General features: G+C 69.7%; 16 protein-coding genes, 1 pseudogene and 1 riboswitch. Of the genes and pseudogenes, 9 read left to right on the top strand and 8 right to left on the bottom strand.

The window, feature by feature from the left end; translation table 11 throughout:
• Positions 1-179: 179 nt before the first annotated feature.
• Positions 180-473: a Dabb family protein gene (locus ABT294_RS42090; RefSeq protein ID WP_350812067.1), complete on the top strand. Its 294-nt coding sequence runs from the start codon at positions 180-182 to the stop codon at positions 471-473.
• Here ABT294_RS42090 and ABT294_RS42085 read toward each other — a convergent pair whose 3' ends face one another.
• Genes ABT294_RS42085 through ABT294_RS42075 form a run of 3 tightly spaced genes read right to left on the bottom strand, consistent with a single transcriptional unit; the run spans position 474 to position 3,553 of the window.
• Entirely contained in the window at positions 474-743 is a 270-nt protein-coding gene (locus tag ABT294_RS42085) for a hypothetical protein (RefSeq protein ID WP_350812066.1), read from the bottom strand. It lies immediately after the preceding gene.
• Between the two features lie 24 nt (positions 744-767).
• Complete coding sequence (locus ABT294_RS42080; protein ID WP_350812065.1) at positions 768-1,706, bottom strand: MBL fold metallo-hydrolase; 939 nt, start codon at positions 1,704-1,706, stop codon at positions 768-770.
• 41 nt (positions 1,707-1,747) lie between these two features.
• The gene (locus tag ABT294_RS42075) at positions 1,748-3,553 is read right to left on the bottom strand and encodes an acyl-CoA dehydrogenase (RefSeq protein WP_350812064.1); all 1,806 of its coding nucleotides are present in this window, start codon (positions 3,551-3,553) and stop codon (positions 1,748-1,750) included.
• 102 nt (positions 3,554-3,655) lie between these two features.
• On the opposite strand from ABT294_RS42075, the gene ABT294_RS42070 reads away from it, so the two are divergent.
• From ABT294_RS42070 to ABT294_RS42055, 4 genes are all read left to right on the top strand, one after another.
• Positions 3,656-4,462 (top strand): class I SAM-dependent methyltransferase, encoded by an 807-nt coding sequence (locus tag ABT294_RS42070; protein WP_350812063.1) that lies wholly within the window; start codon positions 3,656-3,658, stop codon positions 4,460-4,462.
• A 24-nt stretch (positions 4,463-4,486) separates the two neighbouring features.
• A riboswitch (guanidine-III (ykkC-III) riboswitch) is annotated at positions 4,487-4,547 on the top strand.
• A 31-nt stretch (positions 4,548-4,578) separates the two neighbouring features.
• Positions 4,579-4,902: a DMT family transporter gene (locus ABT294_RS42065; protein ID WP_350812062.1), complete on the top strand. Its 324-nt coding sequence runs from the start codon at positions 4,579-4,581 to the stop codon at positions 4,900-4,902.
• 41 nt (positions 4,903-4,943) lie between these two features.
• Positions 4,944-5,324: a VOC family protein gene (locus tag ABT294_RS42060; protein WP_350812061.1), complete on the top strand. Its 381-nt coding sequence runs from the start codon at positions 4,944-4,946 to the stop codon at positions 5,322-5,324.
• A 25-nt stretch (positions 5,325-5,349) separates the two neighbouring features.
• Complete coding sequence (locus ABT294_RS42055) at positions 5,350-5,817, top strand: SRPBCC family protein (protein ID WP_350812060.1); 468 nt, start codon at positions 5,350-5,352, stop codon at positions 5,815-5,817.
• Positions 5,818-5,838: 21 nt separating this feature from the next.
• Here ABT294_RS42055 and ABT294_RS42050 read toward each other — a convergent pair whose 3' ends face one another.
• The gene (locus ABT294_RS42050) at positions 5,839-6,288 is read right to left on the bottom strand and encodes a hypothetical protein (RefSeq protein WP_350812059.1); all 450 of its coding nucleotides are present in this window, start codon (positions 6,286-6,288) and stop codon (positions 5,839-5,841) included.
• A 107-nt stretch (positions 6,289-6,395) separates the two neighbouring features.
• Between ABT294_RS42050 and ABT294_RS42045 the strand changes: the two are divergent.
• Together ABT294_RS42045 and ABT294_RS42040 are read left to right on the top strand one after the other, a co-directional pair.
• Positions 6,396-6,806 (top strand): annotated as a pseudogene (locus ABT294_RS42045) (GNAT family N-acetyltransferase); the annotation flags it as partial.
• A gap of 114 nt (positions 6,807-6,920) precedes the next feature.
• Positions 6,921-7,319, top strand: a complete 399-nt coding sequence (locus ABT294_RS42040; protein ID WP_350812158.1) for a GNAT family N-acetyltransferase — start codon at positions 6,921-6,923, stop codon at positions 7,317-7,319.
• A gap of 15 nt (positions 7,320-7,334) precedes the next feature.
• On the opposite strand, the gene ABT294_RS42035 is transcribed toward ABT294_RS42040, so the two are convergent.
• Positions 7,335-7,877, bottom strand: coding sequence for a PadR family transcriptional regulator (locus ABT294_RS42035; RefSeq protein ID WP_350812058.1), 543 nt, complete (start codon positions 7,875-7,877; stop codon positions 7,335-7,337).
• A gap of 69 nt (positions 7,878-7,946) precedes the next feature.
• Between ABT294_RS42035 and ABT294_RS42030 the strand changes: the two genes are divergently transcribed.
• Positions 7,947-8,693 (top strand): hypothetical protein, encoded by a 747-nt coding sequence (locus ABT294_RS42030; protein ID WP_350812057.1) that lies wholly within the window; start codon positions 7,947-7,949, stop codon positions 8,691-8,693.
• Between the two features lie 9 nt (positions 8,694-8,702).
• Here the strand turns inward: ABT294_RS42030 and ABT294_RS42025 are convergent, their stop codons facing one another.
• Positions 8,703-10,697, bottom strand: coding sequence for a molybdopterin-containing oxidoreductase family protein (locus ABT294_RS42025; RefSeq protein ID WP_350812056.1), 1,995 nt, complete (start codon positions 10,695-10,697; stop codon positions 8,703-8,705).
• A 340-nt stretch (positions 10,698-11,037) separates the two neighbouring features.
• On the opposite strand from ABT294_RS42025, the gene ABT294_RS42020 reads away from it, so the two are divergent.
• Positions 11,038-13,422, top strand: a complete 2,385-nt coding sequence (locus ABT294_RS42020; protein ID WP_350812055.1) for a lysylphosphatidylglycerol synthase transmembrane domain-containing protein — start codon at positions 11,038-11,040, stop codon at positions 13,420-13,422.
• A 12-nt stretch (positions 13,423-13,434) separates the two neighbouring features.
• Here ABT294_RS42020 and mgrA read toward each other — a convergent pair whose 3' ends face one another.
• Together mgrA and ABT294_RS42010 are read right to left on the bottom strand one after the other, a co-directional pair.
• On the bottom strand, positions 13,435-14,421 hold the full coding sequence (mgrA, locus tag ABT294_RS42015) for an L-glyceraldehyde 3-phosphate reductase (protein WP_350812054.1): 987 nt from the start codon (positions 14,419-14,421) through the stop codon (positions 13,435-13,437).
• A complete protein-coding gene (locus ABT294_RS42010) occupies positions 14,418-16,511 on the bottom strand; it encodes a S9 family peptidase (protein WP_350812053.1) in 2,094 nt (697 codons plus the stop codon). The genes mgrA and ABT294_RS42010 overlap by 4 nt, the downstream gene beginning before the upstream one ends.
• Between the last annotated feature and the right edge of the window lie 334 nt (positions 16,512-16,845).

Here is a 16,845-nt window from a genome sequence, read left to right as displayed (position 1 = left end):
GGTCGCGGTGAACGGCACGGCGGTGGTCACGCGTGACTTCCCGAGCACGTCCACCTGGGACACCTGGCAGACCGCCACCGTCACCGCCGACCTGGTGCAGGGGGTGAACAAGATCAGGGCCGCCGCCACCACCGTCAACGGCGGCCCGAACGTGGATCGGCTCTCGATAGGCTGACCACATGATTCGCCACGTCGTGCTGTTCACCTGGACCGAGGCCGCCACCGAAGAGCAGAAGGCCACGGTCGCGGCCGAGTTGCGCAAGCTCCCGGGCGTGATCCCGCAGCTGCGGGCCTACACGGTGGGCGCCGACGCCGGCATCAACCAGGGCAACTACGAGTTCGCGGTGGTCGCCGACTTCGACTCGGTCGACGACTACCTGGTGTACCGCGATCATCCCCAGCACCAGGCGGTGATCGCGGAGCACATCAGGCCGATCATGGCGGGCAGGGCCGCCGTGCAGCTGAACGTCTAGTCACGCCTCCGGCGGGTGGTTCTCGCGGTGCATCAGCCGCTCGTCGGAGGTGCGCCCCCGCCTGGGGGCCAGCACGACGCTCAGGACCACGCCCACGCCACCGACGATCATGAAGATGATGCCGATGATGTCCATGTGGACGCTCTGCCCGAAGACATCCGGTTCGATGGCGAACTTCAGGATGGCGCCGAGCGTGAGAAAGAAGATGCTGACGCCGACACCCATGACGACGACCTCCAGAAGGCAAAGAGCGAGTACGCCCACGGTCATACCCGGGTAAGGCTGATCACACCCTCAGGCGAGGCACGAGAGTGGCCGGCCGCCGTTGAAGGTGATCATGTCTCCCACGGCGGCGACCAGATCGATCGGGCCGCCCGGGGGCAGCCCGTCGAGCTCGGCGTAGGCCCGGTGCAGGTTGCCGACGATCCGCTCGGGGTCGAGCAGGCCCGCCCACTCGCCGAGGTCGGTCTCGCGGGCCGTCTCCAGCGGGGTCAGCCCGGCCGCCCGGCCGCGCTCCGCGGTGGCCAGCACGAAACGCAGGTAGCCGCGTACCCGGTCGATGACCTCGGGTCCGCAGACCTCGCCGTGCCCGGGCACGATCGTCTCCGCGCCCAGCTCGTCGAGCTGGGAGAGCGCCTCGATCGCGCCCGTCACCGAGCCCATCAGCACGAACGGCGTGCCGCCGTTGAACACCAGGTCGCCGGAGAACAGCACCCGGCGCTCGGGGATCCAGACGTAGGAGTCGTTGGTCGTGTGGGCGGCGCCGCCGACGTGCCTGACCTCGCAGCGCAGGTCGTCGGAGTAGAGGGTGACGCGGTCGGTGAAGGTGAGGAACGGCGGGACGGCCTCCAGCGCGCCCCACTCGACCTCGGCCGACCAGGCGGCGCGGTAGGCGGGGATGCCCTCGGCCAGGATGTGCTCGCGGGTGCCCTCGTGGCCGACGATCGTCGCCTCGGGGAACAGATAGTTGCCGAACGTGTGGTCGCCGTGGTGGTGGGTGTTGACGAGCGTGGTGATCGGCCGAGCGGAGACCGCCGCGACGGCCTCCCGGTACGCCCTGGTGCGGCGCTCGGTCGAGCAGGCGTCGACGCCGATCACACCGCGGCGTCCGGCGAGGAAGCCGGTGTTGTTGATCCACCAGCTCCCGTCGGGCTGGATGTAGGCGTAGATGCCGTCGGAGACCTCTTCGACGCGCGGCGGGGGCAGGGGGTGATCGTGCGAGGTCGAGCTCATCCGCTGACCGTACCCTGTGCCCCCGCGTTGGCGAGGAAGATCTAGAACGCTTCCTCCGGGAGGTTCATCAGGTCCTGCCCGGTGGCGACGAGGACGCGCCGCTCGGCGGCCAGCCGGGGCAGCACGGTCGTCGCGAAGAACGAGGCGGCGGCGACCTTGCCCTGGTAGAACGGGTCCTCGCCGTCGGCCAGCCGGGCGAGCGCCACCTCCGCCTGGCGCAGCAGCAGCCAGCCGATCACCAGGTCGCCGAGCGCGAGCAGCAGCCTGGTCGTGTTCAGCCCGACCTTGTAGACCTCCTCCGGCGTCTCCAGCGCGCCGAGCGCCCATCCGGCCATCATGTCGCCCATGGCCTTGACGTCGGCCGCGGCCTCGGCGAGCAGCTTGCGCTCCTCCTTGAGCCTGCCGTTGCCCGCGTCCGAGGACGCGAACGCGTTGATCTCCGTCAGCAGCGAGCCGACCGCGGCGCCCTGGTTGCGCAGGATCTTGCGGAAGAACAGGTCCAGGCCCTGGATGGCGGTCGTGCCCTCGTACAGCGAGTCGATCTTCGCGTCGCGGATGTACTGCTCGATCGGGTAGTCCTGCAGATAACCGGAGCCGCCGAGCGTCTGCAGCGAGCGGGCCAGCAGCTCGTACGAGCGCTCCGAGCCGACGCCCTTGACCAGCGGGAGCAGCAGGTCGTTCATCTCGTGGGCGTGCCGGTCGTCCGGGTCGAGCTGGATGGCGTCCTGGAAGGTGGCCGTGTAGAGCACGAGCGCCCGCATGCCCTCGACGTACGACTTCTGCAGCATCAGCTCGCGGCGGACGTCCGGGTGGTGGCTGATGGTCACGCGCGGGGCGGACTTGTCGGCCATCCTGGTCAGGTCGGCGCCCTGGACGCGGGACTTGGCGTACTCGAGGGCGTTCAGGTAGCCGGTGGAGAGGGTGGCGATGGCCTTGGTGCCGACCATCATCCGGGCGTGCTCGATCACCATGAACATCTGCCTGATGCCCTCGTGCGCGTCCCCGACCAGCCAGCCGATCGCGGGGTGCTTGTCGCCGAAGGTCAGCTCGCAGGTCGTCGAGACCTTCAGGCCCATCTTCTTCTCGACGTTGGTGACGTAGACGCCGTTGCGCTCGCCCAGCGAGCCGTCCTCAAGGTTCACGTGGAACTTGGGCACCAGGAACATCGACAGGCCCTTGGTACCGGCGCCGTGGCCCTCGGGGCGGGCCAGCACCAGGTGGAAGATGTTCTCGGCCATGTCGTGCTCGGCGCTGGTGATGAAGCGCTTGACGCCCTCGATGTGCCAGCTGCCGTCGGGCTGCCGCACGGCCTTCGCCCGGCCGGCGCCCACGTCCGAACCGGCGTCGGGCTCGGTCAGCACCATCGTGGCGCCCCAGTCACGCTCGATGGCCAGTTCGGCGAAGCGCTTCTGCTCAGGGGTGCCGAGCTGCCACAGGGTGTAGGCGAAGTTCGGCCCGGCGGCGTACATGTACAGGGCCGGGTTCGCGCCGAGGACCATCTCCGCGGTTGCCCACGCCAGGCTCCGGGGGATGCCGGGGCCGCCCAGCTCCTGGGGCAGGTCCAGGTGTGCCCAACCGCCGTCGACCAGCGCCTTGAACGACTTCTTGAACCCCTCGGGCACAGTCACGCTGCCGGTCGCGGCGTCGAAGACGGGCGGGTGGCGGTCGCCTTCCTCGAACGAGTCGGCCAGGACGCCGGTGGACAGCCTGTTGACCTCGTCCAGGATGCTTCGGGCGACGTCCTCGTCGACTTCCGCATAGGGGCCGGTGCCGAGGATCTCACGCCGACCGAACACCTCGAAGAGGTTGAACTCCAGGTCGCGCAGGTTGCTCTTGTAGTGGCCCATGAGTGCGTGTCTCCTTGAACCCGGGGGTTTATCTACTCGTGGGTAACCTTACTAGCTATGCTACCCGCGGGTAACCACCGGTATGCGTGGCATGCTCATGTCATGGACGCAGCAGAACTCGCCGATCGGTGGCGAGAACGCCTTGAGGCGTGGGCCATCCCGGAGAAGATCTTGGCTGCGGCTCCGGCCGACCCCTGGAGTCACTCGCCCGCACGTTTCGCCGCGCGGACCGACAGGGCGCTCGCCGAGCCCGACGACGGGCCCACCATGACCCGCCTGGCGGAGGCCCTGCCCAAGGGCGGAACGCTGCTGGACGTCGGCTCCGGACCCGGAGCCTCGTCGCTCCCGCTGCGCGACCGGATCGGCCACCTGTACGCCGTCGACACCTCGCCCGCCATGCTCGCCGAGATCGCGACCAGGGCCGACAAGCTGGGCGTCCCGCTGACCACGGTCGAGGGCTGCTGGCCCGACGTGGCGAGCGGGCTGCCCGAGGCCGACGTGACGATCTGCGCGCACGTCGTCTACAACGTCCCCGACCTGGCCGGTTTCCTGCGCGCGCTGAACGCCCACAGCAGGCGGCGGGTCGTGCTCGAACTGCCGCACCGCCACCCGATGAGCTGGACGACCCCCCTCTGGCAGCACTTCCACGGCGTGAACCGCCCGGTCAGGCCCGTCGCCGAAGACTGCGTCGCGCTGGTCGCCGCCCTCGGCTACGGGGTCAGGGTCGAGGAGCGGGAGGCGCCGCTGGAGCGGTTCACCACCCTGCACGACCTCGCGGTCAGCGCCTGCCGCCGGCTCTGCCTGGACCAGTCGCGGGCGGACGAGGTCGCCGAGACGGCCGAGGAGCTCGGCATGTGGCCGCTCCCGCGCGAGCGCTGGGTCACCATCTGGTGGGACCGGCGGGAATGACCGGCCGTGCGGCGCCGTTCACCCGATGAGCCCGAGTGCTCCCGGACGAGACGCGCCGTACCCGGTAACGCGAAGACGACGCGACGGTATCCGTCTCGTCTTCGCAGGGAGTTGTCATGGTCTGGCTCGTTCTCATCATCGCCGGCGTGTTCGAGGTCGCCATGGCGCTGTCGCTCAAGCTCAGTGACGGCCTGTCCCACCTGTGGTGGACCATCGCCTTCCTCGTCAGCGGAGCGCTCAGCTTCGGCCTCCTGTCGTACGCGCTCAGGTCCCTGGAAGTCGGGACGGCGTACGCGGTCTGGACCGGCATCGGGGCCGTGGGAACGGCCGCGCTCGGCATGATCGCGATGGGCGACAACGTGTCGCTCGTCCGGATCGCCTCGATCGCCGCCATCCTGATCGGCGTGGTCGGCCTCAACCTGTCGTCCAGCGCCCACTGACCGGCTTGACGCGTTCGACGGCGTCGCGGTTGGGTGGCGGGATGATTGAGATCCATGCCGTGACCATCGACTGCGCCGAGCCGTACGAACTGGCCTCCTGGTGGAGCGCCGCCACCGGCCTGCCGCTGGGCGAGGGCGACCAGCCTGGCGACGACGAGGTCATGCTGCGCACCAAGCACGACCCGTTCCTGCTGTTCATCCGGGTGCCCGAGGGCAAGAGCGTGAAGAACCGCGTGCACCTGGACGTCAACGGCACCGAGGGCCGGACCCGCGACCAGGAGGTCGAGCGGCTGCTCGGTCTCGGCGCGACCATCTTCGACGATCGCCGGGAGAACGGCGTCGGCTGGGTGACCATGCTCGACCCCGAGGGGAACGAGTTCTGCGTCTGCCGCAGCCAGGCCGAGCGAGCCTTGTCAGAATAGGGTTCGGTCAGCGAAGCTGATCGTCATGAGCGAACCGAGCGCGTCCGCGAGCATCGAGATCGCCGCTGCACCGGAACGGGTGTACGAAGTGATCACCAACTTCGCCAGTCTTGCAAGCTGGAACGCCGAATGCCTGAACGCGCGGTGGATCGGCGAGGTCAAGGAGGCCAGGCCGGGCGCCAGGTTCGTCGGCGACAACCGCAACGGCGCCCGGAGCTGGTCCACCACCTGTACGGTCACCGCCGCCGAGCCCGGCAGGACGTTCGCCTACCAGGTGCGGGCGGCCGGAGTCATGGACATCGCGATCTGGCGGTTCGACCTGACCCCTACAGCCGGCGGCTGCCTGGTCGAGCAGAAGACCTGGAACATCGCGCGCCCGTGGATGAAGATGGTCGGCCGCCTGGTCACGGGAGCGCCCGACCGGGCCGGCCACAACAGGGCGAACATGGTCCGGACGCTCGAAGGGCTGAAGCGCGTGGCCGAGGGCGGCTGACAGGGCGCGGACGCCCGGAGGTCACTGCTGCGGGCGAGCCCGTCCCGACATCGTGAGCGTGATGACGGCGGCGATCAGGTAGACCAGGGCGCCGTGCCAGGCCGACGCCCAGGCGGAGCCGAAGACGCCCTCGCCGTCCAGGACGAGTTGCACCGGGTAGTCCAGCACGGCGGCGATCCCCGCGGGCAGCAGCGAGAACTTCCACGGGTGCCGCAGCGACCAGAGCCTGGCCTGCCGGGTCACCCGGTCGCCCTCGTGCGGCTTGGAGACGGCGCCGATCGCGGCGATCAGCGCGAACAGGCTGATGCCCAGCCCCAGGGCCCATCCCAGGTCCCCGCCGCCGGTGAGCAGCCCCATGCCGTAACCGGCCGCGCTCACCACGCCGCCGCCGATGGCGGCGGCCTTCCACGGGGCGCCGCGCAGCGCGGCACCGGACAGGGACACCTCATCGCGTCGACTGATTTCGTTCATGTCCCCACAGTGCCTCCCCAGACCCCCGGACCACATCGGGGACGGACCCTGATTCCACCCCTACCCGCCGTGACCGGTGCCGGAAGGGTCCCTGACATGATGCGGGCATGCGGGAAACTCTGATCGAGGAACTGGGCGCGGACGAGGGGGAGCGGCTGCGGGCGATCCGGCTGCGGGCCCTCCAGGACTCTCCGGACGCGTTCGCCTCGTCGTACGACAAGGAGAGCGCCTTCGACGCGGCCATGTGGTCCGAAAGGCTGAAAAATCCGGAATCGCGGTGGTTGGTGGCCACCCAGGACGGCCACGACGTCGGGCTGGTCTGCGTCCGGAAGGAGGACGGCCGGGCGCACATCGTGTCCATGTGGGTCGCCCCCGAGGCCAGGGGCGCCGGCCTGGGCGGGCTGCTCCTGGACGAGTCCCTCGACGTGGCGAGGGCGTACGGGGTCGAGGAGGTCGAGCTCTGGGCTGTCGACCAGAACCGGGCGGCCAGGGCCCTGTACGGGAGCAGGGGCTTCGTCCCGAGCGGCAAGGTGATGTCCCTGCCGTCCAACCCCGGCCTGTCGGAGTCGCACTACGTCCTGTCGCTGCTGTTCCGCGTGGCCTGCGCCGCCGACGTCCCGGCGATCGTGGCGATGCTGGCCGACGACCCGCTCGGCGCCCGGCGCGAGGGCGACCCGAACGACGAGCGCTACCTGGCCGCCTTCGCGCGCATCGACGCCGACCCGTACGACGAGCTGATCGTCGCGGAACGCGACGGCAAGGTGGTCGGCACGATGCAGCTCAGCTACCTGGCGGGGCTGTCCCGGCTGGGCGCGGAGCGCTGCCAGATCGAGGCCGTCAGGGTCGCCGCCTCCACGCGCGGCCAGGGCCTCGGCCGCAAGATGATCACGTGGGCGGTCGACAGGGCCAGAGCGAGGGGCTGCGCGATGGTCCAGCTCACCTCCGACAAGTCACGCACGGACGCGCACCGCTTCTACGACTCGCTCGGCTTCACCGCCTCCCACGAGGGCTACAAGCTGTCTCTCGGCTGACCGGCCCTGGCGGAGCTACGAGCCGGTGCCGAGCTGAGCGATCATCCATCTGCACCAGTCGGCCCGGTGCCGCTCGTAGCCCAGCCCGCACAGCAGCGTCGCGTAGTTGCCGAACCGGGGGTCACCGAACGGCGGCGGCTCGCCGAACGACGCCTCGGCCCGCTCGTACTCGGCCAGCCGCGCCTCATGCGCGGCCAGCTGGTCGGCGAACATCTGCCTGACCAGCCCCGGCTCGGCCTGCCACGCCGCGTACGTCTTGAGCACCAGCTCGTCGCGCTCGGGACGCTCACGCGGCGGCTTGGTGATCCACTCCCGCAGCTCCGCCGACCCCTCGGGGGTCAGGTGGTAGACCTTCTTGTCCTGCGGCCCCGGCCCGTGCGCGGCCTCGTACTCCACCAGCCCGGCGATGCGCAGCTTCTGCAGCTCGGTGTGGATCTGGCTGTGCCCGGCGGTCCAGAAGTAGCCGACGGGACGCCGCATCGCGGCGGCGATGTCGTATCCGGTGCGGTCGCCGCGTGCCAGTACGGCGAGTATCGCGAATCCAAGCGTTGAGGTCATCGTGCGTCCAAGGGTATGGTGCCCACAGACTATGTCAGTTCAGACATAGTTGTACGAGAGAGGGCGGACATGCGCGGGGTCGTCGGTCTGGTAGGGATCATGTTGGTGCTGACCGCCTGCGGGGGCACGGCCAGCGATCAGGCCGCGCCCGCGCCGCCCTCGTCCTCCGCCGCGGCGCCGTCCGCCACCCCGTCGTCCAGCGCCCCCGTCGCCGGCACTCCGGTGCCCTTAGCCACCGGACCGAACGTCTCGGGCTGCTTCACCGAGAAGGACGGCAAGATCTTCACCTACGGCGACGACATGCCCGGCGTGATCACGGGCGACGGCCCGGTCGGCGTGGTGATCACCTACGAGCGCAACGGCACCGTGTGCAACTGGCGCCCGCTCTCCGACCGCCTGGTCGCGGCCGGCTACCGCGTGCTGCTGTACGCCAGGAAGAGCACCGACCTCCCCGAGGACGTCGCCGTCGCCATGGGCAAGCGGCTGTCCAAGGAGAAGGGCGTCAAGCGGCTGTTCCTGGTGGGAGGCTCGATCGGGGCGACGTCCGCGGTGCCGGCGGCCGAGAAGCTCGGCTCCGAGGTCGTGGGCGTCGTCGGCCTGTCAGGGGCGATCGACCCGGCGGACGCGTCCAGGCTGAGCGTCCCGCTGCTGCAGATCGGCAGCGAGACGACGGCTACGGCGGCGCCACGGACCTGCAGCGGTCCCACGACGCCGCCACCAAGGCCCCCGACAACCAGCTGCACGTCGTCAAGGGCGCCAGCCTGCACGCCTCCGACCTGTTCCGCAGCCCTCACGGCCCCGAGGTGCTCGACATGATCGTGGCCTTCATAGACCGGCACAAGGGCTGACCTCGACCAGGTTGTCGTGGTAAACCGGCCCCCTGCCCAGGTCGGCGTCGCGCTCCTCCACGACCGCGTTGACGTTCGACCCGCCCGGGCTGTGCTTGGGCCAGTGCCCCTTCGGCGAGGCCACCACGCCCCTGGCCACCCGGTCGCTGACCTCGACGTCCGCCTGGAACTCGCCGCTGCCGTTGTGCACCCGCACCCGCTGCCCGCTCACCAGCCCGCGCTCCTCGGCGTCGGCCGGGTTCACCAGCACCACGGGCCCCTTCGCCCGCCGCCGCAGCTCCGGATTGTTGCCGAAGACCGTGTTCAGGAAGGTGTGCGCGGCGGGGCTGATCAGCGTCAGCCGGTACGGCGAGCTCCCGGCCGTCCGCGCGGACATCGACGGCACGTACGCCTTGCCGCGAGGGGGAAAGCGCAACCGGCCGGACGCGGTCGGGAAGCCCTCGGCGAACGGCGCGAACGGCTTGGGGTAGTTCATCCGCACCCAGCCCTCCTTGCGGAGCCGGTCCAGCGTGACGCCCTCCAGCGAGGGATGCCCGCTGCCCAGGAGCTGCTCGGCCAGCTCCAGGTCCGAGTCGAACAGCGACGGCTCCGTCATCCCCATGTGCGCCGCCAGGCGGCGGAACGTCTCGGTGGTCGACAGGCACTCGCCGGGCGGCGCCACGGCGGGCTCGTTCCACAGCAGGTAGAGATGGCCGTAGCCGGCGTGCAGGTCCAGGTGCTCGGTCTGCATGGTCGCGGGCAGCACGATGTCGGCGTAGTCGACGGTGTCGGTGGGGAAGTGCTCCATCACGACCGTGAACAGGTCCTCGCGTTCGAGCTGCCGCCTGATCCGGTTGGTGTCGGACGTCGAGCCCAGCGGGTTCGCGCCGTACACCCACAGGCACTTCACCGAGTCCAGCTCAGAGGCGAGCCTGGTCATGGTCAGCGTCCGCACCGGCCGTTCCAGCAGGTCGTCGCGGGTGTCGATGTCGAAGTGGACGTGCCCGCTGGTGGAGTACGCGACCCCGCCCCCCGGGTGCCGCCAGTCGCCGGTGACACCGGGGATCGCGGCGATCGTCCGCATCGCGGCGCCGCCGCCCTCGTGCCGCTGGATGCCCATGGTGGCGCGGATCGCGGTCGGCCGGGTGTGCGCGAGACGCGTCCCCAGCCTGTGGACGTCCTCGGCCGGGATACCGGTGATCTCGGCCACCCTCTCGACCGGATACCTCAGGATCTCCTCGCGGAAGCTCTCCCAGCCCTGCGTGTGCTCCGCGAGGAACTCCTCGTCCTGGGCGTTCTCCGCGAGCACCACGTTGAGCAGGCCGAGCGCGAGCGCCGCGTCGGTGCCCGGCCTGATCGCCAGGTGCTCGTCCGCCTGGTCGGCCGTCCTGGTGCGGATCGGGTCGATGGCCACCACGTACGCGCCGTTCGCCCGCGCGTCCTGGATGAACTTCCACAGGTGGTGGCCGCTGGTCAGCGTGTTCGTGCCCCACAGCAGGATCAGCCTGGACAGCGCGAAGTTCTCCGGGTCCATGCCGCCCGCCGTGCCGTTGGCGAGCGTCAGCCCACTGCTTCCCGCCGCCGAGCAGATGTTCAGCCAGTGCTTGGACGCGCCGAGCATGTTCCAGAACCGGCGCCCGGCCACGCCTTCGCAGCCCTGGAGGTAGCCGAGCGACCCGGTGCCGTTGTACGGCCAGATGGCCTCGCCGCCGTGCTCGTCGACGATGCCGCGCAGCCGGGCCGAGATCTCGTCGAGCGCCTCGTCCCAGGTGATCCGCTCGAACTGGCCCGAACCCTTGGGACCGGTGCGACGCAGGGGGTACAGGATGCGGTCGGCCGCCTGGGTGTGCTCGAGGAAGCGGTTGACCTTCACGCAGAGCGCGCCCCTGGTGTAGGGGTGGTCGGGGTTGCCGCGCATCTTGACGGCCTGGCCGTCCTCGACGGTGACCACCCAGGAACAGGTGTCAGGGCAGTCCAACGGACAAGCCCCCATTACCCTCAATTCACCCGACATGGCTCACAGCCTATGTGCCCTGCCGTTCACCGCCCGAGGGGCGCCGCATGCGGAATTCCTGCTTTCCCATCAGCGCGGACGCTCCGGCCTCGCGGTAGAAATCAGAGGTGAAGGGTTCCGATTTCACCGTGTAGCCTGCCAGGCGCGGCCTGCGGGCGAAGCCGGCCCAGCCCGGACCCGGTGCGGCGCTCGAGGTCACGGTTGAGGACACTGGAAGGTAATGATCGTACGGTCCGGCCGGGAAGGTACAGAATCGCTGTCGGTGGCCGATATCAGGGAACGTGAAGACGCGGAGGACCTCTCGGAAGGGGATCCAGCCGTGGCCGAAGCGCGCGCTGACGCTGACGCGGACGTCTACGTAGTCGAGCCGCTCCTGCCGCAGCGCCTGCGTCGCCCGTCCGACCTGCTGCGGTTCTTCTCCACGCTGATCGTGCTCGCCGCGGTCATCCTGCTCGCCCTGGTCGCCAAGCAGACCCTCAACGGCCTCGAGGCGGACGTCAAGGAGGGCACCACCCTCGTCCCCGACCTGCTCAGCCGCATCGCGACGTTCCTGGGCGGCGCGGCGGTGCTCATCGTGCCCGTGGCGTTCGCCGTCGAGCGGGTCTTCCACCGCGACGGCCTGCGCGTGGCGGAAGGGCTGATCGCCGCCATCGTCGGCATGGTCGTCTCCTTCCTGCTCGGCCAGTGGCTGGTCACGGGCAGCGTCGAGGACCTGCGCATGCTGCTGACCGGCGGGCGCTCCATCGAGCCGCTGAACACCTTGCTCACCTCGGTCATCGCGTACGCGACCGCGGTCCGCATCTCACGCAGGCCCACCTGGCGCGCGCTCATGTGGACCGTGATCGCGCTCGACATCTTCGCCCTCTTCTCCGGCAGGCAGATCACCCTGCCGGGCGCGGCCGTCACCGTCCTGGTCGGCATGGTCATCGGCTACGGCACCCTGTACGGCGTCGGCAGCCCCAACACCAGGCCGCCCGGCAACGCGGTGATCGCCTCGCTCCGCAAGCTCTCCTTCGCCCCGGTCTCGGCCCGCCGCATCGAGGACGACCATCAGGGCAGCCGCCGCTACGCCATCGGGCTCAGCGACGGCAGCAGCCTCGACGTCACCGTCCTCGACCGCGACAGGCAGGTCGCCGGCCTGCCCTACCGGCTCTGGCGGCGCTTCAGGCTCCACTCGGAGACCAGGCGCAGGGCCATCAGGTCGCTCCGCGCCGAGCTGGAGCGCGAGGCGCTCATGGCGTACGCCGCGCAGGCGGCGGGCGCGAGCACGCCGCGGCTGCTCGGCACCAGCGAGATCGGCACCGAGGCCGCGCTGCTCGCCTACGAGCACCTGGAGACCACCCCGCTCGACGAGGTCCCCGACTCCGAGATCGACGACGACCTGGTCGCGCAGATCTGGGAGCAGGTCGAGCTGCTGCAGATCCAGCGGCTCGCGCACCGGCGGCTCACGGGCGACGGCATCCACCTCGACGGGGCGGGCCGGGTCGTGCTGACCGACGCGCGCAGCGGTGAGATCGCCGCCGGCGACCTGCTGCTCAGGCTGGACGTCGCCCAGCTCCTCACCTACCTCGCGCTGCGCGTGGGCGCCGAGCGCTCGGTTCGCATCGCGGCGGCGGTCATCGGGCCCGACGCGCTCGCCGCCGCCATGCCGCTGCTCCAGCGCATCGCGCTGACCCGCGAGACACGCTCGGCGCTGTCGAAGGACAAGCAGCTGCTCCCCAGGCTCCGCGAGGAGATCGTGGCGCTCAAGCCGCAGGCGAAGGTCGAGGAGGTGCGGCTGGAGCGGTTCCGGCCGCGCACCCTCGTCACGATCATCGCCAGCACGCTGGCCGCGTACATCCTGCTCTCCCAGCTCAGCCGGGTGAACGTGGGGCAGGTGATCACCACCGCCAACTGGGCCTGGTCGGGGCTGGCGCTGCTCGCCTCGTTCATCAGCTTCGTCGGCGCCGCGCTCATGCTCAGGGGCTTCGTGCCGGAGCCGCTGCCGCTCTGGCGGACCGTCCTCGTGCAGTTCGCGTCCTCGTTCGTGAAGCTGGTCGCGCCCGCCGCGGTGGGCGGGGTCGCGATCAACACCCGCTACCTGCAGAAACGTGGCATCTCTCCGGCGCTGGCGGTGGCCAGCGTGGGCGCGTCGCAGCTCGTCATGATGATCTTCCACATCACGTTGCTGCTGCTGTTCGCGTACATCACCGGGTCGAGCACCGCCACCTCGTTCACGCCCTCGCGCGGGCTCGTCGTGGTGATGCTCGCGGTGGCGGTGCTGGTCGTGGCGCTGCTCGGCGTGCCGCCCCTGCGCAGGATCATCACCGGGCGGATGCGCTCGCTGTTCTCGAACGTCCTGCCGCGGCTGCTGGACGTGCTCCAGTCACCCCGCAAGGTGATCGAGGGCTGCGCCGGCACGCTGATGATCACCCTCGCCTTCGTGGGCTGCCTCGACGCCTGCGTGGCGGCCTTCGGCGGCTCGCTCGACTTCACGGCCGTCGCCGTCGTCTACCTCACGGCCAACGCGATCGGCTCGGCCGCGCCCACCCCTGGCGGGCTGGGCGCGGTCGAAGCCTCGCTCACGCTGGGGCTCACCGTGGCGGGGTTGCCCGCCGAGCTGGCGACGTCGGCCGTCCTGCTGTTCCGGCTGCTCACGTTCTGGCTGCCGGTGCTGCCGGGCTGGGCCTCGTTCACCTACCTGCAACGGCACGAGGCCCTGTGACGGCCTCGTGGATCACGAGGCCCGTCGCGTGATCTTGTCGATGGCGTCCAGCTCGTCCTCGGTGAAGGGCGGACCCTGCAGGCAGGCGACGTTGTCCTCCAGCTGCTTCACGCTGCTCGCGCCGATCAGGACGCTGGTCACCCGCGGGTCCCTGAGCGTCCACAGCAGCGCCATCTGGGCCAGCGACTGGCCCCTGCTCTTCGCGATCTCGTTGAGGTCGCGCGCCAGGTCGCGGTCGATCTCGTCGGCGCTCAGGAACCTGCTGGTCGCGGCCCGCGAGTCGGTCGGGACGCCCTCCAGGTAGCGGTCGGTCAGCAGGCCCTGGGCGAGCGGCGAGTACACGATGCAGCCCATGCCCTCCTCCTCCAGGACGTCCAGCAGCCCGTCCTCGATCCAGCGGTTGATCATGGAGTAGGACGGCTGGTGGATGAGCAGCGGAGTGCCCAGCTCCCGCATGATCCGGGCAGCCTGCGCGGTCTGCTCGGGCGAGTAGCTGGAGATGCCCGCGTACAGCGCCTTGCCCGAGCGCACCGCCCGGTCCAGCGCGCCCATCGTCTCTTCGAGGGGCGTGTCGGGGTCGGGGCGGTGGCTGTAGAAGATGTCGACGTACTCCAGGTCCATCCGCTTGAGCGACTGGTCCAGGCTGGCGAGCAGGTACTTGCGCGACCCCCACTCGCCGTACGGCCCCGGCCACATGTCGTACCCGGCCTTGGTGGAGATGATCAGTTCGTCCCGGTAGTGCGAGAAATCTTCGCGGAAGACGCGGCCGAAGTTCTTCTCCGCCGAGCCGTACGGGACGCCGTAGTTGTTGGCCAGGTCGAAGTGCGTCACGCCGAGGTCGAACGCCCGGCGCAGGATCGCGCGGGAGTTCTCGATCGGGCGGTCGTCGCCGAAGTTGTGCCACAGCCCAAGCGAGACAGCCGGCAGCTTCAGCCCGCTCCGTCCGCTTCGGTTGTACGGCTGCCGCTCGTAGCGGTTCTCGTCCGGCTGATATGTCATTCGGTGCCTCTTTCGATGATCCACGAGAGTGCGAAGGCCTCTTCGCGCCAGGCGTCGTAGCGCCCGCTGCGCCCGCCGTGCCCCGCCCCCATCTCCGTCTTCAGCAGGAACGGCCCGCCGCCCGCCGTCGCACGCAGCCGGGCGATCCACTTCGCGGGCTCGTGGAAGAGCACGCGGGTGTCGTTCAGGCTGGTGATGGCGAGAATCGGCGGGTACGGCCTGCCGTCCACGTTCTCGTACGGGGTGTAGCTCTTCATGTAGGCATAGACCTCGGCGTTGTGCAGGGGGTCGCCCCATTCGTCCCATTCGATCACAGTCAGCGGCAGCGACGGATCCAGGATCGTGTTCAGCGCGTCCACGAACGGCACCTCGGCCACCACGCCCGCGAACTCCTCCGGAGCGAGGTTCGCCACGGCGCCCATCAGCAGCCCGCCCGCCGACCCGCCTCTGGCGATCAGCCGCTCGCCCCAACCGGCCTGCTTCAGGTGCCTGGCCACGGCGACGAAGTCGGTGAAGGTGTTCCGCTTCCTGGTGAGCTTGCCGTCCTCGTACCACCGCCTGCCCATCTCGCCGCCGCCCCTGACGTGCGCGACGGCGAACACGAACCCGCGGTCGAGCAGCGACAGCCTGGGAACGGAGAAGCCCGGGTCGATCGAGGTCTCGTAGCTGCCGTAGCCGTACAGAACGGTGGGGGCGGGAGTCTGCGTGTCGCGGCGCTTGACCAGCGAGATCGGGACCCGCGTGCCGTCCTCGGCCGTCGCCCAGTCGCGGAACTGCTCGTAGTCGGCCGGGTCGTAGCCGCCGAGCACCGGGCGCTGCTTGAGCAGGATCAGCTCGCGCGTCGCCAGGTCGTAGTCGTAGACGCTCGACGGGGTGATCATGCTGGTGTAGTGCAGCCGCAGCCTGCCGGTGCTGAACTCAGGGTTACCCGCCGGGCTGACGTCGTAGAGCGGCTCGGGGAACTCGATCTCGTACGCGGCGCCCGCGTACGCGGCCTCGACCCGGTCCCGCCAGCCGTCGCCGCCGTTCTCGTACGGGAGCACCCTGATGCCGGTCAGCCCGTCGCGGCGGAAGTGCACGACCGCGTGGTCGGAGAACGCGTCGATCTCCAGGAGCCTGGTGTCGTCGCTGTGGGCGATCAGCGGGGTCCACGTGCCGGGCGCGTGGAGGGGCGCCGTCGCCAGCTCGAAGTTCTCGGCGTTCTCGTTGTGCAGGACGTAGAAGAAGTCGCCGGCGTGCTCGACGCCGTACTCGACCCCGGTCGTCCTCGGGCGCACGAGCTGGAACTCGCCCGTGGGATCGGACGCGTCGAGGATCCGCACCTCGCTGGTGATCTTGCTGCCCGCGCCCAGGACCAGGTACTTCTCGCTGCGGGTGAGGCCGATGCCGACCCAGAAGCGCTCGTCCGCCTCCTCGTAGACCAGCACGTCGTCCTGCGTGCCGAGGGTGTGACGGTAGACCTGGAACGGGCGCCAGGCGTCGTCGACCCGTGTGTAGAAGAACGTCGAGCCGTCGGCCGACCAGGCGCCGCCGTAGAAGATGCCCTCGATCACGTCCGGGAGCAGTTCGCCGGTCCCCAGGTTCTTGAACCTCAGCGTGAAGCGCTCGTCGCCCTTGAAGTCGGTCGAGTAGGCCAGCATGTTCCCGTCGGGAGAGACAGCGCTGGTGCCGATGGAGAAGAACGGGCTGTCGCCGGCGAGCTCGTTGCCGTCGAGCAGGACCTGCTCCTGGTCCAGGTGCTCGCCCGGGGTGATCTCCGGCGGCGTGTCGCCGTCAGCGGGGACACGGCTGGAGACGCCGTACTGCTTGCCCTCCTCGGTGCGGGTGAGGTACCACCACGCGCGCTTGCGGCTCGGCACTGACAGGTCGGTCTCCTGCGTACGCCCCTTGATCTCCTGGAAGACCTGTTCCTGCAGGTCGCCGAGGTGAGCGGTCTCCTGTTTGAGAAACGCGTTCTCCGCTTCCAGGTAGGAGACCGTGTCGGGATCGTCCTTGTCGGCCAGCCACGCGTATTCGTCGATCACGGTGTCGCCGTGATGCGTGCGTTCAGTCGGGACCTTCTTCGCCACTGGCGGCGGGTTGCTGCTCACGTGGGGAGTCTATGTTCGCCCGTGATCGATCTGTGGCCTTGAAGCTTGACGAACGCGTCCCGAGTGCTCGGGAGCGCTGCTAATCTTTAGAAGCCGACGCGGTGCGGCGCAACCAACCTCCTCCACTCAGGTGGATTTGGCATGGCTTGTGTCGCCGAACGTTGGCACCCTCCCATCTGGCTCGCCGGTTCGTAGCATGTCTGCGGCCTGGTAAGTTAGAGGGGTTGCCCCGGAGACGAGGTGGGTCTGAAATTCCGAAAGCGCCGAATTTGACAGAAAATACGGTCGCTGAAAGAATAAAGACACAACGAAATGAGCGCCTCTCGCAGGACCG

It is taken from the genome of Nonomuraea sp. NPDC000554, assembly GCF_040300065.1.
In the GTDB taxonomy this organism is placed as follows: domain Bacteria; phylum Actinomycetota; class Actinomycetes; order Streptosporangiales; family Streptosporangiaceae; genus Nonomuraea.
The sequence above is the reverse complement of the archived record's forward strand: the minus strand, read 5'-3'. Positions and strand labels throughout refer to the sequence as shown.

What these genes read in the sequence shown, in the direction of transcription:
- ABT294_RS42090 (WP_350812067.1), top strand. Translation starts at nt 180, where the DNA reads ATGATTCGCCACGTCGTGCTGTTCACCTGGACCGAGGCCGCCACCGAA.
- ABT294_RS42085 (WP_350812066.1), bottom strand. Translation starts at nt 743, where the DNA reads ATGACCGTGGGCGTACTCGCTCTTTGCCTTCTGGAGGTCGTCGTCATG.
- ABT294_RS42080 (WP_350812065.1), bottom strand. Translation starts at nt 1,706, where the DNA reads ATGAGCTCGACCTCGCACGATCACCCCCTGCCCCCGCCGCGCGTCGAA.
- ABT294_RS42075 (WP_350812064.1), bottom strand. Translation starts at nt 3,553, where the DNA reads ATGGGCCACTACAAGAGCAACCTGCGCGACCTGGAGTTCAACCTCTTC.
- ABT294_RS42070 (WP_350812063.1), top strand. Translation starts at nt 3,656, where the DNA reads ATGGACGCAGCAGAACTCGCCGATCGGTGGCGAGAACGCCTTGAGGCG.
- ABT294_RS42065 (WP_350812062.1), top strand. Translation starts at nt 4,579, where the DNA reads ATGGTCTGGCTCGTTCTCATCATCGCCGGCGTGTTCGAGGTCGCCATG.
- ABT294_RS42060 (WP_350812061.1), top strand. Translation starts at nt 4,944, where the DNA reads ATGATTGAGATCCATGCCGTGACCATCGACTGCGCCGAGCCGTACGAA.
- ABT294_RS42055 (WP_350812060.1), top strand. Translation starts at nt 5,350, where the DNA reads ATGAGCGAACCGAGCGCGTCCGCGAGCATCGAGATCGCCGCTGCACCG.
- ABT294_RS42050 (WP_350812059.1), bottom strand. Translation starts at nt 6,288, where the DNA reads ATGAACGAAATCAGTCGACGCGATGAGGTGTCCCTGTCCGGTGCCGCG.
- ABT294_RS42040 (WP_350812158.1), top strand. Translation starts at nt 6,921, where the DNA reads ATGCTGGCCGACGACCCGCTCGGCGCCCGGCGCGAGGGCGACCCGAAC.
- ABT294_RS42035 (WP_350812058.1), bottom strand. Translation starts at nt 7,877, where the DNA reads ATGACCTCAACGCTTGGATTCGCGATACTCGCCGTACTGGCACGCGGC.
- ABT294_RS42030 (WP_350812057.1), top strand. Translation starts at nt 7,947, where the DNA reads ATGCGCGGGGTCGTCGGTCTGGTAGGGATCATGTTGGTGCTGACCGCC.
- ABT294_RS42025 (WP_350812056.1), bottom strand. Translation starts at nt 10,697, where the DNA reads ATGGGGGCTTGTCCGTTGGACTGCCCTGACACCTGTTCCTGGGTGGTC.
- mgrA (WP_350812054.1), bottom strand. Translation starts at nt 14,421, where the DNA reads ATGACATATCAGCCGGACGAGAACCGCTACGAGCGGCAGCCGTACAAC.